This window comes from Streptomyces sp. NBC_01317 (assembly GCF_035961655.1).
Classification (GTDB): Bacteria; Actinomycetota; Actinomycetes; order Streptomycetales; family Streptomycetaceae; genus Streptomyces.
Genome location: NZ_CP108393.1, coordinates 3,288,380 through 3,305,864 on the forward strand (window position 1 = coordinate 3,288,380; position 17,485 = coordinate 3,305,864).

Genomic DNA, 17,485 nt, shown 5'->3' on the forward strand with positions numbered 1-17,485 from the left:
GCGTCGCACAGCGCCGGGTACAGTCGCGGCCATTGCTTTGCTCCGGGGTTCCCACCCACCATCAGGGTCGGCCCCCGGAAGGTTCTGCTGCCGAGGCGAGAGAGAAGTTGGTGAACGACCAGCACACCAACGCCGGGTACACCACGCACGACGGGTACCAGAACGGCAGCTTCCAGACCGACCCTCTCTTCGGCAACCTGCCGGGCGGTTACGAAACCCCCCAGGCCACCGGCGAGTACGACAGCGCCCAGTGGGACTCGGGTGCGCACCAGGCGGTCGGTACGGCCGGAGTCGGCACGGTCACGTACGACGGCTACGCGGCGCCGCAGTACGACACCACGGGACAGTGGGACGCGGACGCCTGGAACCAGGCGGATCCGCTGACCCGGCAGGACCCCCTGAACCCGGTCGACACGTCGGGGCAGTTCACCACCGCAACGACCGGGACCTTCGGTTACGACCCCCAGGGCCACCCCGCGACGGCGCAGTTCGACGTCAGCGCCTTGCAGGCCGGTCAGCCCTACGGGTACGACGCGACCGCCCAGTGGGTGGCACCCGTGTACGAGACCGGCGCGTACGACGCCACGGCGTGGAACGGGCAGGAAGTCCCGTACCAGCAGGCCGCGTACCAGGACGGAACGCCGTACCAGCAGCCCGAGGAGCACTACCGGCCCGGGACCGCGTACGAGGCGGACGCCGGGTACGGCCACGACACGCCGTACAGCCCCGACCCCGACACGCAGGACGCCCACACCGATCTGACTCTGACGGACCAGGGCTTCCAGGACGACGCCGGGGACGGCGTGGCGGACGACAGCGATCCGCTCGCGGAGCCCGTACCCGCCCCGCACAGCGTGCACATGGAAGAAACCATGACCGCGCCCGCGATCGTCCTCACCCCGCGCCCGGTCAGCCGCTCCACGAGCGGCGGCAACGGCAGCCGGGGCCGCCGCCGTACCCCCGCCAAGCGCTCCGCCCTCCTCACCGTCGCCGTCCCCTCCGCCTGTGTCATGGGCGTCGCGGGCATCGCCGCCGCCTCCGTCGGCGACCTCGCCGGTGAGGAGAAGCAGGACAACACGGTCGCCACCCAGGCCGCCGACGTCAGCTCCGCGAAGAAGATCGCCGCCGCCAACGCGCGGGTCGACAGCCAGGTCACGGCCATGAGCGCCGACGCCCGCGACTTCGGCGACCGCGCCAGCCGTACACAGGAGCGCATCGACCTCGCGGCCCGGCAGGAGGCGGAGAAGCAGAAACGCCTGGAGGAAGCGGCGCGCAAGGAAGCGGCGCGCCCCAAGTTCGCCCTCCCCGTGTCGCAGCACGGACTGAGCGCCTACTTCGGCCAGGCCGGCGTCAACTGGATGTCCGTGCACACCGGGATCGACTTCCCCGTCGCGTACGGCACGCCGGTGATGGCCGCGACGGACGGCACCGTCCGCACGCAGTACAACTCGGCCTACGGGAACATGGCCATCGTGACCTCTCCCGACGGTACGGAGACGTGGTACTGCCATCTCAGCAGTACGAAGTTCCGCTCCGGCACCGTCAAGGCGGGCGACGTCATCGCCTACTCGGGGAACTCGGGCAACTCCACCGGCCCCCACCTGCACTTCGAGGTACGGCCCGGCGGCGGCGCGGCGATCAACCCGCTGCCCTGGCTCCAGAGCCACGGCCTCAGCCCGCAGTAGAGCACACAGCGGCGGGCGAGCCCCGGCCCGGCCCCGACGGGGTCGGGCCGGGGCTCGCCCCGTGCGTACCGCCCGCTACAGCTTCTCGACCGGCGCGTACCGCAGCAGCAGCCTCTTGGGCTTCTCGTCCCCGAAGTCGACCGTCGCCTGCGCGTCCGCGCCCGTCCCCGTGACCGCCATGACCGTGCCGAGCCCGAACTGGTCGTGCGTCACCCGGTCCCCCACCACCAGTGCGATCACCGGCTTGTCGGCCGTACGCCGCGTGGCGAAGCCGGACGCGCCGCCGGACCGCGAGCGCGCGCCGCCGGACGACAGCGAGGACGTGATCCCGGACGTCGGGCCCGCCGGGATCTGCGCGCCCGTCCGCTTCCACTCCAGGTGGTGTCCCGGGATCTCCTCCAGGAACCGCGACGGCGGGTTGTACGCGGGCTGCCCCCAGGCGCTCCGCATGGCGGACCGGGTCAGGTAGAGCCGCTCGCGGGCACGCGTGATGCCCACGTACGCGAGGCGGCGCTCCTCCTCCAGCTCCTTCACCTGGCCGAGGGCCCGCATGTGCGGGAAGACGCCGTCCTCCAGGCCCGTCAGGAACACCACGGGGAATTCGAGGCCCTTGGCCGTGTGCAGCGTCATCAGCGTGATGACACCGGAGCCGTCCACGTCCTCGTCGGGGATCTGGTCGGAGTCCGCGACCAGCGCCACCCGCTCCAGGAACTCGGCGAGCGTGCCGGTCGTGGCGGCGGCGGGCACACCACCAGGCGCGTCACCGCCCGTCCCGTCACCGGCCGCCGCGTCCGCCGCAGCGGCCCCTTCGGCCTGCGCCCGCTCCTGTTCGAACTCCAGGGCCACCGCGGCCAGTTCCTGCAAGTTCTCGATCCGGGTCTCGTCCTGGGGGTCGGTCGAGGCCTGCAACTCCGCCAGATAGCCGGTCCGTTCGAGCACGGCCTCCAGGACCGTCGCGGGTCCCGCGCCGGACTCCACGACCGTACGCAGCTCCTCCATCAGCGTGTTGAAGCGCTTCACCGCGTTCGACGAGCGGGCCGCCATGCCGTACGCCTCGTCCACGCGCCGCAGCGCCTGCGGGAAGGTGATCTTCTCCCGCAGCGAGAGCGCGTCGATCATCGCCTCCGCGCGGTCCCCGATGCCGCGCTTGGGCACGTTGAGAATCCGGCGCAGCGGCACCGTGTCCTCGGGGTTGGCCAGCACGCGCAGATAGGCCAGCACGTCGCGGACCTCCTTGCGCTCGTAGAACCGCACTCCGCCGACGACCTTGTACGGCAGGCCGACCCGGATGAAGATCTCCTCGAAGACACGCGACTGCGCGTTCGTACGGTAGAAGATCGCGACGTCGCCCGCCTTGGTGTCGCCGGCGTCCGTCAGCCGGTCGATCTCCTCGGCGACGAACTGCGCCTCGTCGTGCTCGGTGTCGGCGACATAACCCGTGATCAGGGCGCCCGCGCCCGCGTTGGTCCACAGGTTCTTGGGCCGGCGGCTCTCGTTGCGCTCGATGACCGCGTTGGCCGCGCTGAGGATCGTCTGCGTCGAGCGGTAGTTCTGCTCCAGCAGGATCGTCTTCGCGTCCGGGTAGTCCTCCTCGAACTGGAGGATGTTACGGATCGTGGCGCCCCGGAAGGCGTAGATGGACTGGTCGGCGTCACCGACCACACACAGCTCGGCCGGGTCGCTGCCCTCGCCGGAGGGGCCCACCAGCTCCCGTACGAGGGTGTACTGCGCGTGGTTCGTGTCCTGGTACTCGTCCACCAGGACGTGCCGGAAGCGCCGCCGGTAGTGCTCGGCCACGTCCGGGAACGCCTGGAGCAGGTGGACGGTGGTCATGATGATGTCGTCAAAGTCCAGCGCGTTGGCCTCGCGCAGGCGCGACTGGTACATCCGGTAGGCCTCGGCGAGCGTCTTCTCGAAACCGTCGGCGGCCCGGTCGGCGTAGGTCTCCTCGTCGATCAGCTCGTTCTTGAGGTTCGAGACCTGGGCGCTGAACGCCTTCGGGGGGTGCCGCTTGGGGTCCAGGTCCAGATCACGGCAGACCAGGGCCATCAAGCGCTTGGAGTCGGCGGCGTCGTAGATCGAGAAGGACGACGTGAACCCGAGCTTCTTGGACTCGCGCCGCAGGATCCGTACACACGCGCTGTGGAAGGTCAGCACCCACATGGCCCGCGCGCGCGGGCCGACGAGCTGCTCGACCCGCTCCTTCATCTCGCCCGCGGCCTTGTTCGTGAACGTGATGGCCAGTATCTCGCCGGGGTGCACGCTGCGGGTGCCCAGCAGGTGCGCGATCCGGTGGGTCAGGACCCGGGTCTTGCCCGATCCCGCGCCGGCCACGATGAGCAGCGGGGAACCGGTGTGCACGACGGCCGCGCGCTGTTCCTCGTTGAGCCCTTCGAGCAGCGTGGCCGGGTCCACGACCGTGCGCGGGGCGCCGTCACGGTGGTACGGGTCGCGGGGCGGTGGCACGTCGAATACACCTCCGAAGAGGTCGTCGGGGATCGGCTCCGGCGGCTGCCGGTCCTGGTCCTCGGGCGGTGGCGGATGCTCGTCCCCGGAGGGCTGGAGGTCCGCCAGGAAGCTGTCGTCAAAGAGGCTGCTCATCGCTCTTTGAGTCTAGAGCGCCGCACTGACAGTCCGCGTCCGCCTCGGGAACCCGGCCGCGCCCGGTGGTCGGACGACCACCGTCGAACAGTCACCGAAAGTAATCGTACACTTCCCGAAAAGCGACTCGAACGCGGTTCATGCGGTCGCCGTCGCAAAGGTCACGAAAATGTATCGGGCATATCGGCCATCGTCCTTCACATGAGCGCCACACTTTGGCTAGCGTGTTTGACCAGGCATCCGCACGTCCCTCTGCGGTCCACCGGAAGGAATGCCGATCTTGGCATCGCATCGCAAGTCCCGCGGCACCGGCGGAGTCCGTTCCACCTCCCCCGCCGTCGGGCTCACCACGGCAGCGCTGGCCTCTGTCACGCTCCTCTCGGCCCAGAGCGCCGATGCCGCGCCCTCCGCCGTGTCGCAGCCGTCCGTGGAGGACGTGCAGAAGAAGGTCGACGCGCTGTACCGGCAGGCCGGCAGTACGACGCGGCAGTACGAGCAGGCCAAGGAGCCCGCGAAGACCGCGAAGACCGCGAAGCCCGACAGGGCCGCCAGGTCCAAGGAAGCGGCGGCGGAGACCACCGGGGAGACGCGGGCCGCGCAGGCGGTGCCGCGTCAGCAGCCGCGCCGCGCGGCGCCCCGCCAGGGGGACGCGATACGGCCTGCCGCGGCGATGACGTACGCCGACGGCCCCCAGGTCCCCCGCCCCGCGCCGGTCCGGCCGGCGCCGACCCGGCTCGTACCGCAGCAGCCCGTACCGCAACAACTCGTCCCGCCGCAGCTCGTCCCGCCGCAGCCGACGCGGGCGCCCCGGGCCGTACCGGCGCAGGCACCCGTACCGTCCCGCGCGCAGGGCGCCGAGCCGCAGGCGGCGCTGCGCCTCAAGAAGCTGACCGTCCAGGAGAAGCTGGTCACGGCCCGGGCGCTGCTGTCGCGGCTGGTCCAGGAGGAGACGGCCCGGCTGGCCGCGCTGGAGCGCGCGCAGGACGAGGAGGCGCGGCGCCTGGCGGACGTACGGGCCCAGGAGGAGGCGGCACGCCTCCGCGAGGAACAGCAGGCACAGGCACAGCTGGCCCAGCAGTTGGAGGCGCAAGCCCAGCAGGCCCAGGCCCAGGCCCAGGCGGAAGCCGAGGCCCAGGCCCAGGCCCGGGCGGCCCAGGCCCAGCTGGACGCACAGGCCCGCGCGGAGGCGCAGGAGGCCCTGGACCAGGCACTGGCCCAGCAGGCGCAGGCGCAGCAGCTCCTGGAAGCTCAGGCGCAGACCCTCCAGCCGCCCCTCGCCCCTCTCGCCCCGCTCCTGTCGGCCGTCCCCGCGCAGCCCGACCCCGTCACCCTCACCACGCCCTTCGTCACCACCCCCGCCCCCGCGCCCGACAGCACGTACGCCACCAAGGCCGCGAAGGTCCTGGCGTTCGCGCGCGCACAGATCGGGAAGCCGTACGTGTCCGGCGCCACCGGCCCCAGTTCGTACGACAGCACCGGCCTGACCCAGACCGCCTGGCGGGTCGCGGGCGTGGACCTGCCCCGTACCACCTGGGAACAGGTCGGCGCGGGCACGAACATCACCACCCAGGACCTGCTCCCCGGCGACCTGGTCTTCTTCTACGACGACATCAGCCACGTCGGGATCTACACCGGCGACGGCATGATGATCCACGCCCCCGAGCCGGGCGCGAACGTCCGCGAGGAGTCGATCTACTACCTGCCCATCCACGGCAGCGTCCGCCCCGCCTGACGGAGCCCGCCGGGATGCCGTGGCCGGCGCGGGCTTGACCTTGACGCGGGGTCAACCCTCCATCCTTCCGGCAGGAGCTTCCGCACAGTCGAGCGGAAGCTCCTCGAAGGAGGCAGATGACCATGGCAAGCCGATCGATCGCCGCTCCGGCGATTCGCGTGCGGGGTCTGGAGAAGTCGTACGGGGCACTCGACGTGCTGCGCGGCGTGGACTTCGACGTGGCGCGGGGCACCATCTTCGCCCTGCTCGGCTCCAACGGGGCGGGCAAGACCACGACCGTGAGAATCCTCGCCACGCTCCTCAAGGCCGACGCGGGGACGGCCGACGTCCATGGCTTCGACGTCGCCGTACAACCGGCGCGTGTACGGGAGTCCATCAGTCTCACCGGGCAGTTCGCGGCCGTCGACGAGATCCTCAGCGGTCGGGAGAACCTCGTCCTCGTCGCCCGGCTGCGCCACCTCAAGGACCCGGGCACGATCGCGGACGGCCTGCTGAGGCGTTTCTCGCTGACGGACGCCGGCGCGCGGAAGGTGTCCACGTACTCGGGTGGGATGCGCCGCCGGCTGGACATCGCGATGAGCCTCATCGGGAATCCGTCGGTGATCTTCCTGGACGAGCCGACGGCCGGGCTCGATCCCGAGGCGCGCGTCGAGGTGTGGGACGCGGTCAGGGAACTCGCCGGCCAGGGCACGACGGTGCTGCTCACCACGCAGTATCTGGAGGAGGCCGAGCAGTTGGCCGATCGGATCGCGATCCTCCACCAGGGGCGGATCATCGTGCACGGCACCCTCGCCGAGCTCAAGCGGCTCTTCCCGCCCGCCACCGTCGAGTACGTCGAGAAGCAGCCGACCCTGGAGGAGATCTTCCTCGCGCTGATCGGCGGCGACAGCAAGGACGACAACAAGGACGGCACCAAGGACGAGAACAGGCACGAGAACAAGACCGGCGACAAGAGCGACGCCGTCGGCACGAACGGCTAGGGGGCAGAAATGACCGCGTACTTCTTCGTCGACACCGCCGTTCTCACGGGGCGGACCCTGCGCCATGTCACCCGCAGCGTCGACACCGTCATCACGACCGTCATCACGCCGGTCGCCATGATGCTGATGTTCGTCTACGTGTTCGGCGGCGCGATCGACACCGGGTCGGTCTCGTACGTGACCTACCTGCTGCCCGGCATCCTGCTGATCACCATCGCGTCAGGCATCTCGTACACCGCCTACCGGCTCTTCACCGATATGAAGAGCGGAATCTTCGAGCGGTTCCAGTCCATGCCGATCGCACGGTCGGGTGTGCTGTGGGCCCACGTCCTCACCTCGCTGGTCGCCAACCTGATCTCGCTCGTGATCGTCGTGGATGTCGCGCTGCTCATGGGCTTCCGCACGGGGGCCGGAGTGCCGCAATGGCTCGCGGTCGCCGGCATCCTGTTCCTGTTCACCCTGGCGCTGACCTGGATCGCCGTGATCGCCGGCCTCTCCGCGGTGTCGGTCGAGGGCGCGGGCGCGTTCGCCTACCCGCTCATCTTCCTGCCGTTCATCAGCTCGGCGTTCGTGCCCACGGAGACCATGGCCGGGCCGGTGCGCTGGTTCGCCGAGCATCAGCCGGTGACGTCGATCGTCAACACGATCCGCGACCTGTTCGCCCAGCGGCCGGTCGGCGACGACATCTGGACCGCCCTCCTCTGGTGCGTCGGCATCCTGGTCGTGGCGTACGGCTTCGCGATGGCCGCCTATCGCCGGAAGATCGCCTGAGGCAGGCTGAGATCCATGCTCACCATCAGCGTGCTCGCGGCGTACGCCGGGGTGACGGTGCGGGCCGTACGCCACTACCACCGGATCGGCCTGCTGCCTGAGCCCGAACGCGACCGGTCCGGTTACCGGACCTACGACGCCGGCGCGGTCGTACGGCTGATCCGGATCCGCACCCTGGCCGATGCCGGCGTGCCGCTGGCCAGGGTGCAGGAACTCCTCAACGCCGGCCCGGAGGACTTCGCCGACGGCGTGCGGGAGATCGACAAGGATCTGCGCGCCGAGATCCGGCGGCTGAAGGACACCCGCGGCCGGCTCGCCCGGCTGGCCGCCGGGGAGCACCTGGCGCTCCCGCGGAGCGTCGTGGACTACCTCGACCGGGTGCGGGGTCTCGGCGTCGAGGAGCGGTACATCGAGAAGGAGCGGGACGCCTGGATCATGATCGCCGCGCAGGTGCCGCACCTGATCGACTCCGTGATCGCCAAGAAGCACCAGGAGCTGGACGACCCCGACATGGTGAAGCTCTACGGCCTTCTCAGCGGGGCGCTCGACTGGCCGGCCGACGACCCGCGCGTCGTGGAGGTCGCCGACCTCATGGAGCGCCTGATGATTCGCGCGGTGGAGGCCGGCGAGGTGGGGGGCGACAACACCGTCGACGAGCAGTTCGCCGACCTGCTGGACGCGACCGTGGTCGAGTCCTCACCGAGCGCCGCGCGGCTGTTGGCGATCCTGGAGGAGCGCGGCTGGCGGGGCTGGACCCGCATCGAGCACGTGCCTGCCGACAGGCTCACCATTCAACTGCCGCCGTCGTGAAGGCCGCGACACCGGACCGCTCCACCTGATCTGTCCGGTCCCTCCGATCCACCCGCTCCGTCCGGTCCTGATCGGAAAAGGGGCGCGTGCGGCAGATCGTACGGACATAAAACGCTTCAAAAAGTCCACCCGCTGCCAATTCCCGCCATGCCGACACCGCGCCGTGACCTTCACCTAGCGTCCTTCTCCAGGTGGCCGACCCCCCGCCACCCGGCCCGCACGGCCCCAAACGTGCGATGTTGGACCAGTAAGGAAGTGGACGCCCTCGTGGCAGCGCACCGGAAACACAAACAGCGCCCGCTCACCGGCCCCGCCGGCCGTACCGCCGCGACTCTCGCCCTGGCGGGCGCCGCGACGGCGACGGCCGGAGCCGCGGCCGGATCCGCCCACGCGGAACCGCGCCTGACGGCCGCTCAGGTCAAGTCGAAGGTCGACAGGCTCTACGAGCAGGCCGAGGCCGCCACCGAGAAGTACAACGGGGCGAAGGAGAAGGCCGACGACGCCCGCGACGCGCTGAACGAGCTGCGCGACGAGGCCACGCGGCGGACGGAGCGGCTCAACACCTCGCGCGCGGCGCTCGGTTCGATCGCCACCGCCCAGTACCGGGCCGGCGGCCTCACCCCCACGGTGCAGCTCGCGCTCAGCTCGGACCCGGACACGTTCCTCCAGGCCGCCGCCCTCGCCGAACGGACCGCCGCGCACCAGGCCTCGACGGTCACGCGGATCCGCAAGGAACTGGCGGCGATCGCGGAGTTACGGATCCGGGCCGACGACCGGCTCGTGGACCTCAAGGCCCGTCAGAACGAGGTGGCCGCGCGGAAGACCACCGTCCAGAAGCGCCTCACCGCCGCCGAGGACCTCCTGGACACGCTCACCGCCCAGGAACGCGCCCGGTACGCCGAGCAGGAGTCGGCGGGGGCCCAGGACCAGCAGGTGCGGTACGGGGCCGCGCGGACGGACGGCGCCCTCACCCGTGCCGGCCGCTCCGCCTCCCGCCCCGCCTCGCAGGCGCCCAGCAGCCGCGCCGCCGCGGCCGTCGCCTTCGCGTACGCGGCGATCGGCAAGCCGTACGTCTGGGGTGCCACCGGCCCCGGCTCCTTCGACTGCTCCGGGCTCACCCAGGCCGCCTGGGCCGCGGCCGGCGTCTCCCTCCCCCGGACCACGTACACCCAGATCAACGCGGGACAGCGTGTCCCCCGCTCCCAGCTCGCCCCCGGTGACCTGGTGTTCTTCTACTCGGGCATCAGTCACGTCGGGATCTACGTCGGCGACGGGAAGATGATCCACGCCCCCCGGACCGGCACGAACGTCCGGATCGCCCCGATCGACGAAATGCCGTTCGCGGGCGCCACCCGCCCCGTGTAGCGCGGCCCGCCAGGCACTCACCGGCACTCACCGCGTCCCCGACCACCCCGCCGTCGCCGGACTGGCCCCCGCCGGGATGCCGCTCCCCCGCCCCCGGGTCACGATGAGCGCGGATGCCCACCGGTCCGTGAGCCCCTGAGCCGGTGAACCGGTCCGTGAGCCCGTGAAGGGGAAGCCGTGATACGTGTGACACGCCGAGGACGGAGAGCCGCCGTGCGGGCCACGGTTCTCGGCGCCGGTGCGCTCTTCGTCCTCGCGCCCGTCGGCGTCACCCCCCGGGGCTGCGGTGATCTCTCGGGGGGCCGCCTGTGCATCGAGGGGCCGATCGGCGGCGAGGGCGGGTTCACCACCCGGTACGTCCAGCACGACGGCGGCCCCGGCCTCGCCGTACGCCTCGGTTACCAGCGCAAGGACCACCGCGTCACCGCGTTCGCGGACTGGTTCGGTACGCGGCGCACGCGCGACGGGGTCGCCGCGCTGAGCGGCCACCTCGACACCGAGCCCGGCGAATGCATCCGCGGGGTCCTGCTGGACGCCCGGGGGCACGCGTACGTCACCCAGTGGCAGTGCTCGGACTGATCCGCGGACACCCGCGTACGGACAGCCGGTCCTCAGACCAGCCGGCGCGCCGTCGCCCACCGCGTCAGCTCGTGCCGGTTCGACAACTGGAGCTTGCGCAGGACCGCCGAGACGTGCGACTCGACCGTCTTCACCGAGATGAAGAGCTGCTTCGCGATCTCCTTGTACGCGTACCCCCGCGCGATCAGCCGCAGCACCTCCCGCTCCCGCTGCGTCAGCCGGTCCATGTCCTCGTCCACCGGCGGCGCGTCCGAGGACGCGAAGGCGTCCAGGACGAACCCGGCCAGCCGGGGCGAGAAGACCGCGTCGCCGTCCTGCACCCGGAAGATCGAGTCGACCAGGTCGGCGCCGGTGATCGTCTTCGTGACATAGCCGCGGGCGCCGCCCCTGATCACCCCGATGACGTCCTCCGCCGCGTCCGACACCGACAGTGCCAGGAACCGCACCGGGCTCTCCGCCGCCGCCATCAGCGGCGCGCAGCGGCGCAGCACCTCGACGCCGCCGCCGCCCGGCAGGTGGACGTCGAGCAGGACGACCTCGGGGCGGGTCGCCGTGATCACGGCGACCGCCTGGTCGACGTCGGCCGCCTCGCCGACCACCTCGACGCCGGTCTGTTCGGTGCGGCCGATCTCGGCCCGGACTCCGGTACGGAACATCCGGTGGTCGTCGACGAGCACCACGCGCGCGTGCCGCCCGCCGCCGCCCTCCGCCGGGCCCCCCGGCGTCCCCGCGGTGCCTTCGGCCTGTACGCCTTCGCTGCTCATCGTCCCTGTCCCCTCGCCGTCGCCCTGCTTCGTGTCCTCGTCCGTACGGTACGGTCCCGCCGCCGGGGCGTGTCCCCCTCAGTCCGCTCAGTCCTCAGTCCGCCCGCTCCATCTCCAGCTCGACCTCCGTGCCCCCGTCCGGTACCGCCCGCAGCCGCGCCGTCCCCCCGTGCCGCTGCATCCGCCCGATGATCGACTCCCGTACCCCCATCCGGTCGTCCGGCACCGCGTCCAGGTCGAACCCGGGCCCCCGGTCCCGTACGGAGAGGAAGACCGTACGCCCGTCCACCTCCGCGAAGACCTGCACCGCCCCGCCGTCGCCCCCGTACTTGGCGGCGTTGACCATGGCCTCGCGCGCGGCCTGCATCTGCGCGGCCAGCCGGTCGTCCAGCGGGCAGTCGCCGACGACGACCACCTCGATCGGGACCCCGTGGTAGTCCTCGACCTCCGCCGCCGTCCGCTTCACCGCGTCGGCGAGGGTGGCCGGTTCGTCCGCCTCCTCCTTGCCCGTGCCCTCCGGGTTGTAGAGCCAGGCGCGCAGCTCGCGTTCCTGGGCGCGGGCGAGCCTGCGGACCTCGCCGGGCTCGTCCGCGTTGCGCTGGATCAGCGTGAGGGTGTGCAGGACGGAGTCGTGCACGTGTGCGGCGACCTCGGCGCGCTCCTGGGCGCGGATCCTCATCAGCCGTTCCTCGGACAGGTCCTGGGTCATCCGGACCAGCCAGGGCCCGAGGAGCAGCGCGACCCCGGCCACGACGGCGATCGCGCCGGTCAGGACGTTGCCGAGCTGGGCCGCCGCGCCCCTGACCACCATGAAGACGGCCAGCCCGAGGCCGACCAGGGCCACGCCCGCGAAGCCGCGCGCCAGTTGCAGCAGCCTGCGGCGGCGGCCGACCTCGGTCCAGCGCGCCCGGCGCGCGTTGTCGGCCTGGCGCCAGACCAGGACGACGCCCGCGCCGATCAGCAGGGTGGGCCAGATGTAGCGGTCGGCGTGGTTGCGGCCCAGGTTGACGTTGCCGATGAACACCCCGGCGCCTATGACCAGCGCGACCAGCGCGAAGACCTGCCCCTTGTCGGGCTTGCGCAGCCGCCGCCGGCCGTCGGGGCTGGTCTCGAAGAGCGAGCGCGGTTCGGTCGCCGTACCGCCGACGCCGAGCGGGACGACGATCCAGAAGACCGCGTAGAGCAGCACGCCGAGTCCCTGGGCGAAGAAGAGGCCGAGGAAGACGAGCCGTACCCACACGACCGGCAGCCCCATGTGCCCGGCGAGCCCGCGGGCCACCCCGCCGAGGAGTCGGCCGTCGGCGCTGCGGTAGAGCTTGCGCGTCGGCTGGTCCTCCGGCGCGGGGGCGCGGGGATACGAGGGCGGGGCTGAGCGGGGCGGGGCGGCCGGCATGCCTTTGATGGTCACACGGCGGCGCGGCTCCTGGCATCAGGGTCGGGTCCCTGACAGGACCCTGAGCCGACCCTGAGGCCGGACGCGGCCCGAGCCGTACCCGGCGGAGAGCCCTGCCGCGAATATCAGGGAGAGGCCAGGGTCGGAGCGGGTGGAGGCACGGCGTGCGCGCGGTCACCATGGAGCTATGACCCCGCCGCCGCCCCAGCCGCCTCCCGCGCCTGCCGCGCCTCCCGAGTCCGCCCCGGGCTCTCCGGCGTCTCCCGGATTCCCGGAGTCCCCGGATTCCCCGGCGTCCCCCGGCACGGCGCCCGGTCCGCACCTGACGCGCAGCCCGCGCCAGAAGGTGTTCGCCGGGGTGTGCGGGGGCCTCGGCCGGTACTGCGACGTCGACCCGGTCATCTTCCGGATCGTCGTCGGGGTGCTCTCGGTGACCGGTGGTATCGGTCTGATCTTCTACGGCTTCGCGTGGCTGCTGATCCCGCAGGAGGGCGAGGACGAGAACGAGGGCCGCAGGCTCCTGTCAGGACGGGTCGACGGCGCCTCCCTCATCGCGGTGCTGCTCGCGCTGATCGGCTGCGGGCTGTTCCTGTCGATGGTGGGCAACGGGGGCACGCTGGGCTTCGCGGCGATGCTCTCGATCGCGGTCGCCGGTTCGGCGGTCTGGTCCCGGCGGCGCCGGGGGGCCGCGCCCGCCGGCGGCCCGCTCGACGCGGCGACGGCGCACACGGTGGCGGAGGCGCCGCCCGAGACGAAGGCGCCGCCCTCGCCCGGCGGTCCGTCCTGGTGGCGGGACCCGATCGTGAAGGACGGCACCACGGGTCCGGTCGGCGGCGACTACCTGTGGGGCCCGGAGGGCGTGGCCGAGACCCCCTGGCCGGGCCGGGACGACCCGGCCCCGTCCCGCCCCCTCGGTCCCCCTGGGCCGCGCGGCATCGGCGGTGCGGTCTTCCTGCTGGCGCTGGTCGCGGGCGGTCTCGGCACGGGCCTGTCCTGGGACACCCAGCCCCTCGGTACGAGCCTCCAGATCGGCCTGTCGGCGGCGCTCGCGGTCTTCGGGACCGGGCTCGCGGTGAGCGCGTTCCTGGGCCGTACGGGCCTGGGCACGCTGTTCCTCGCGGTGGTCACGGGCGGCCTGCTCGCCGCGTCCGCCTCGATTCCCAAGGACATCACCACGGAGTGGGGCCGCGAGACCTGGACACCGGTCTCGTACAGCGTCGTGCAGCCCCGCTACCAGCTCGGCTCCGGGGTCGGCACGCTCGATCTGGGCGGCCTCTCGGTCCCGGCCGGGCGGACGGTCCGTACCCACGCGGAGGTCGGCGCCGGGCAGTTGAAGGTGGTCGTCCCGCGCGGGGCGACGGTGGTGGTACGGGCCGAGGCGGGCCTCGGGGACCTGAGGCTGCCGGGACGGCCGCCGAACGACGTGGACATCTCCCTCGGCAACAAACAGAGCAGCACGCTCGCGCCGCGGGCCGGCGCGGACCCGGCCGGCACGATCGTGCTGGACGTCTATGTCGGTTTCGGACAGGTGGAGGTGACCCGTGCCGCGTCATGAGCTGAGGCCGGGACGGCTGGTGGCGGGCGTGACGGTGCTCGGCGCGGCCGTCGCCTACGCGGGCGACGCGGCGGGCGCCTGGCCGATCCCGTGGTTCGCGGTCTTCCCCGTCCTCTTCTGCGGCTTCTTCGTGGCCGCGGTGGTGGCCCTGGTCGACTACCGCATGCGGCGCCGGCGGTCGGCGAGGACGGCGTCCAGCGAGAAGGTGGGCGTGCCGGCGAGCACGAGCGGCAGCCAGGCCATGAGGTAGGCGAGGTCGTTGCCGTAGTAGTACGGGGTGCTCTGCCAGCTGACGGTCAGCCACAGGCTCAGCGAGATGAACGCACCGCCGAGCGCGGCGACCCGCCCGAACAGGCCGAACAGCGTGCCCAGGCCCACGGCGAGTTCACCGAGGGCGATCGCGTACCCGAATCCCGAGGGGCTCTTGAGGGCGAGGTCGACCAGTGCCGGTACGGCCGCGCTGTCCCGTACCCCGTGCATCATCTCGCCGACCGAACCGGCCCCGGACGCCGCGAAGAAGCCGCTGGTGGTGAGCTTGTCGATGCCCGCGTAGAGGAAGGTGATGCCCAGGAAGAGCCTCAGGGGCAGCAGCGCGTGGCGCGTCGCCAGCTCCTTCAGGCCGCCCGGCCGGTCACCGCCGCCTCCCGTGCCGATGCCGCCGATCCGTCCGTAGCTCTCTGTCCGGTAGTTGTGTGCCATCGCCGGTCCCGCCTCTCCCTGTCCCGCCGCCGCAGGGACGAATGTCCGTGCGCGCCTCGCACATGCATACGCACAGGACGCGCCCGGCACTCAGCGATCAAAGGGACAAACCGTAGGGAGACCGCCGCGCCCCGCTCAGTCCATGACCTCGACGCTCACCCGGTTGGTCTCCACCCCGGCCGCTGTCACGACCTGCACGTCGACCGTACCGGGCTCCACCTCCACCGGAACAGGCACGGTCAGCGTCGTGTCCGACGGGTTGGCGAACCCGCCCGGCACGGGGACGAGCGGCACGTGTACGTGGACCGCGCCGATCCTGACGACCATCCCGGCCAGCCGGTCCGGGGTGCCCGCGCCCGGCGGTACGAATCCGGCGCCCCGGATCTCGATGTCGTCCCCGGTACGGATGGGGGCGTCCAGGTCTCCGGCCTCGCGGGCCCGGACGACCGACAGGATGACGGGCCGGCCGCCCTCCGCGTACTTGCCCGCGAAGTAGGTGGCGGCGGAGACGGCGGCGAGCAGGGCGAGCGCCCAGGGCAGGTCGGGGAGTTGGCCCGGCCGCCGGGCCAGCAGGACGGCGGAGAAGACCACGGCGACCGCGTTGAGCAGCGCGTACTGGAGGTCGGTGAAGCTGGCGCGCCCCGCGTCGTCACAGAGCAGGTCGGCCAGGCGCGGCCGTTCGGCCCGTACCTTCTGGAGCCGCCGGCCGAGGACCCGCGACGACACGACGTGCCGTACGAGGACGGCGACGGCGCAGACGACGGCCAGCACGGTCACCAGGCCCGCGCCCCGGGCCAGGTCGAGTCCGGCGATCAGGTCGTCGCGCCGGGACGTCCCGGACGCGCCCGCGAGTTGGAGCGCGAGGACGAGGACGGCGAAGACGACGAACAGCACCCAGGCGGAGGCGACCGTACGGGACGTGGAGAGCCGGTTGTCCTCGCCGATCAGCGGCGCGAGCAGGCCGCCCCGGGCGCGGTGCAGGCGGGCGGCGGCGGTCAGGAGCCCGGCGGCCACGAGGGCCGCGAGCAGCCCGGCCGTACGGGCACCGGTCCAGCCGGCGCCTATCGCGGTCGCGGTCTGTGCCAGGGCGAGGACCACCACGGCGCCCCAGACGACCTGGAGCGTGCGCAGCCAGACCGAGTGCAGCCAGGCGTCGCCCGCCTCGCGGCTGCGGTCGGCCACCGCACGGGCGGACTGGGTGAGTTCGTCGGAGACCCACTGCCTGGAGGCGCCGGCGGAGTGCGCGACGGCGGCGGGCAGCCCCTGCCCGGCGGCCAGTTCGTCGCGCTTCGCCAGGAACGCGGCCACGGCCCGCCGGTGGCCCTCGCGTGCTCCGTGCGGGCAATCACCACACGTACAGCCTCCGCCGTGCGCGCCCCGTCTCGCCTCTTGCACCGCCACGCCGAACGCCGCCCTTCCCCGGGAGTGAACTTCCGTGCAGTGAATTCCCATGCGGTGAACTTCCCTGCCACGCCTGGGAATTGTCCCGCACAAAGGGGTGAGGATGGGCCCTCGGGCCGGTTGGTGCGGGTGACGAGACGGTCACGTTGTTCACGGTGCGGCCGGGGGCGGCGGGACACAATGGGCGTCATGACTGACAACTCACCGCTGGTCGCCCTGCTCGGTCTGGAGAAGCACGTGGAGGGCGGCTGGTTCAAAGAGACCTGGCGGACCACCGGGTCGGCCACCCCCGACGGCTATCCGGGACCGCGCGCCCACGCCACCGGCATCTACTTCCTGCTGCACCCCGGCGAGCGGTCGCGCCGCCACCGGGTGCGCTCGGACGAGGTCTGGCTGTGGCACCGGGGCGGGCCGCTGCGGCTCTACATCGGCGGTACGCAGGACGATCCGTCGGGCGCCGAGGAGCACCTGCTCGGGCCGGACGTGGAGAAGGGCGAGCGGCCTCAGCTGCTGGTGCCGGCCGGGGCGTGGCAGTCGGCCGAGCCGGCCGGGGACGAGCCCGTGCTGGTCACGTGTGTGGTCGCGCCGGGCTTCGACTTCGCCGACTTCACGATGGACCCGGCGGACCTGCCGCCGTCCGAGGGCTGATCGCGCCGCTGCCCGCAGGCTGATCAGTCGTGGATGGGATCCAGGGACACGATCGGGAACTTGCGCGAGGTCTTCTTCTGGTACTCGTGCGCGTCCGGCCAGTAGTCCGCCCATACGCCGAACAGCTCGGGCCAGTCCGGATCGGAGGGCCGTACGACCGTGCGCTTCGCCCGGAGCGTCCGCTCGCCGATCTCGATCGTCACCTCGTCTACGGCGGCGACGTTGGCCACCCACTGCGGGTCGTCCGGCGCGCCGCCCTGGGTGCCGCAGATCAGAATGCTGCCGTGGTGGGTGGCGTACACCACGGGCGTCACCCGCTCGGTGCCGCTCCTCCTGCCGACCGTGTGCAGCAGGAGCAGGTGCTTGCCCTCGAAGTGACCGCCCAGCACTCCGTGGTGCGCGCGGAACTCGTCGATGACCGGTGCGTTGGGATCACTCATGTCCTCATCGTCCCACCGGGACGAAGGGGCGCAAGCGGACCGTACGGGAGCGGGGCCGGGCG

Annotated in this window: 16 protein-coding genes; 10 read left to right on the forward strand and 6 right to left on the reverse strand. The window is 72.1% G+C overall.

The features are described from left to right. Nucleotides 1-110 precede the first annotated feature (110 nt). Nucleotides 111-1,685: a M23 family metallopeptidase gene (locus tag OG349_RS13800; protein ID WP_327234902.1), complete on the forward strand. Its 1,575-nt coding sequence runs from the start codon at nucleotides 111-113 to the stop codon at nucleotides 1,683-1,685. A 75-nt stretch (nucleotides 1,686-1,760) separates the two neighbouring features. Here the strand turns inward: OG349_RS13800 and OG349_RS13805 are convergent, their stop codons facing one another. Then, nucleotides 1,761-4,286, reverse strand: a complete 2,526-nt coding sequence (locus tag OG349_RS13805; RefSeq protein WP_327234903.1) for an ATP-dependent DNA helicase — start codon at nucleotides 4,284-4,286, stop codon at nucleotides 1,761-1,763. A 271-nt stretch (nucleotides 4,287-4,557) separates the two neighbouring features. On the opposite strand from OG349_RS13805, the gene OG349_RS13810 reads away from it, so the two are divergent. The 6 genes from OG349_RS13810 to OG349_RS13835 all read left to right on the forward strand — a co-directional run bounded on the left by OG349_RS13810 (nucleotide 4,558) and on the right by OG349_RS13835 (nucleotide 10,523). After that, entirely contained in the window at nucleotides 4,558-6,018 is a 1,461-nt protein-coding gene (locus tag OG349_RS13810) for a C40 family peptidase (protein ID WP_327234904.1), read from the forward strand. A gap of 122 nt (nucleotides 6,019-6,140) precedes the next feature. Further along, entirely contained in the window at nucleotides 6,141-6,998 is an 858-nt protein-coding gene (locus OG349_RS13815; RefSeq protein ID WP_327234905.1) for an ABC transporter ATP-binding protein, read from the forward strand. A gap of 9 nt (nucleotides 6,999-7,007) precedes the next feature. Then, complete coding sequence (locus tag OG349_RS13820; protein ID WP_327234906.1) at nucleotides 7,008-7,769, forward strand: ABC transporter permease; 762 nt, start codon at nucleotides 7,008-7,010, stop codon at nucleotides 7,767-7,769. Between the two features lie 15 nt (nucleotides 7,770-7,784). Continuing rightward, a complete protein-coding gene (locus OG349_RS13825; protein ID WP_327234907.1) occupies nucleotides 7,785-8,579 on the forward strand; it encodes a helix-turn-helix domain-containing protein in 795 nt (264 codons plus the stop codon). Between the two features lie 267 nt (nucleotides 8,580-8,846). Next, nucleotides 8,847-9,944 carry a C40 family peptidase gene (locus OG349_RS13830; protein WP_327234908.1) on the forward strand — a complete coding sequence of 366 codons (1,098 nt, stop codon included), beginning with the start codon at nucleotides 8,847-8,849 and terminating at the stop codon, nucleotides 9,942-9,944. A 213-nt stretch (nucleotides 9,945-10,157) separates the two neighbouring features. Continuing rightward, on the forward strand, nucleotides 10,158-10,523 hold the full coding sequence (locus OG349_RS13835; RefSeq protein WP_327234909.1) for a hypothetical protein: 366 nt from the start codon (nucleotides 10,158-10,160) through the stop codon (nucleotides 10,521-10,523). Between the two features lie 32 nt (nucleotides 10,524-10,555). On the opposite strand, the gene OG349_RS13840 is transcribed toward OG349_RS13835, so the two are convergent. Then, nucleotides 10,556-11,287: a response regulator transcription factor gene (locus tag OG349_RS13840; protein WP_327234910.1), complete on the reverse strand. Its 732-nt coding sequence runs from the start codon at nucleotides 11,285-11,287 to the stop codon at nucleotides 10,556-10,558. A gap of 94 nt (nucleotides 11,288-11,381) precedes the next feature. Continuing rightward, a complete protein-coding gene (locus OG349_RS13845) occupies nucleotides 11,382-12,680 on the reverse strand; it encodes a PspC domain-containing protein (protein WP_327238569.1) in 1,299 nt (432 codons plus the stop codon). A 187-nt stretch (nucleotides 12,681-12,867) separates the two neighbouring features. Between OG349_RS13845 and OG349_RS13850 the strand changes: the two genes are divergently transcribed. Both OG349_RS13850 and OG349_RS13855 read left to right on the forward strand, forming a co-directional pair. Further along, a complete protein-coding gene (locus OG349_RS13850) occupies nucleotides 12,868-14,235 on the forward strand; it encodes a PspC domain-containing protein (protein ID WP_327234911.1) in 1,368 nt (455 codons plus the stop codon). Further along, nucleotides 14,222-14,485: a hypothetical protein gene (locus OG349_RS13855; RefSeq protein WP_327234912.1), complete on the forward strand. Its 264-nt coding sequence runs from the start codon at nucleotides 14,222-14,224 to the stop codon at nucleotides 14,483-14,485. Before OG349_RS13850 ends, OG349_RS13855 begins: the two co-directional genes overlap by 14 nt. Here OG349_RS13855 and OG349_RS13860 read toward each other — a convergent pair. Together OG349_RS13860 and OG349_RS13865 are read right to left on the reverse strand one after the other, a co-directional pair. After that, the gene (locus tag OG349_RS13860; protein WP_327234913.1) at nucleotides 14,392-14,934 is read right to left on the reverse strand and encodes a DoxX family protein; all 543 of its coding nucleotides are present in this window, start codon (nucleotides 14,932-14,934) and stop codon (nucleotides 14,392-14,394) included. The two genes, OG349_RS13855 and OG349_RS13860, sit on opposite strands and share 94 nt — an antisense overlap. Nucleotides 14,935-15,069: 135 nt before the next feature. After that, nucleotides 15,070-16,335: a hypothetical protein gene (locus tag OG349_RS13865; protein ID WP_327234914.1), complete on the reverse strand. Its 1,266-nt coding sequence runs from the start codon at nucleotides 16,333-16,335 to the stop codon at nucleotides 15,070-15,072. 189 nt (nucleotides 16,336-16,524) lie between these two features. Here OG349_RS13865 and OG349_RS13870 point away from each other — a divergent pair, with 189 nt between their 5' ends. Then, a complete protein-coding gene (locus OG349_RS13870) occupies nucleotides 16,525-16,983 on the forward strand; it encodes a cupin domain-containing protein (protein WP_327234915.1) in 459 nt (152 codons plus the stop codon). A 23-nt stretch (nucleotides 16,984-17,006) separates the two neighbouring features. On the opposite strand, the gene OG349_RS13875 is transcribed toward OG349_RS13870, so the two are convergent. Then, on the reverse strand, nucleotides 17,007-17,423 hold the full coding sequence (locus OG349_RS13875) for a nitroreductase/quinone reductase family protein (RefSeq protein WP_327234916.1): 417 nt from the start codon (nucleotides 17,421-17,423) through the stop codon (nucleotides 17,007-17,009). Nucleotides 17,424-17,485: the final 62 nt, after the last annotated feature.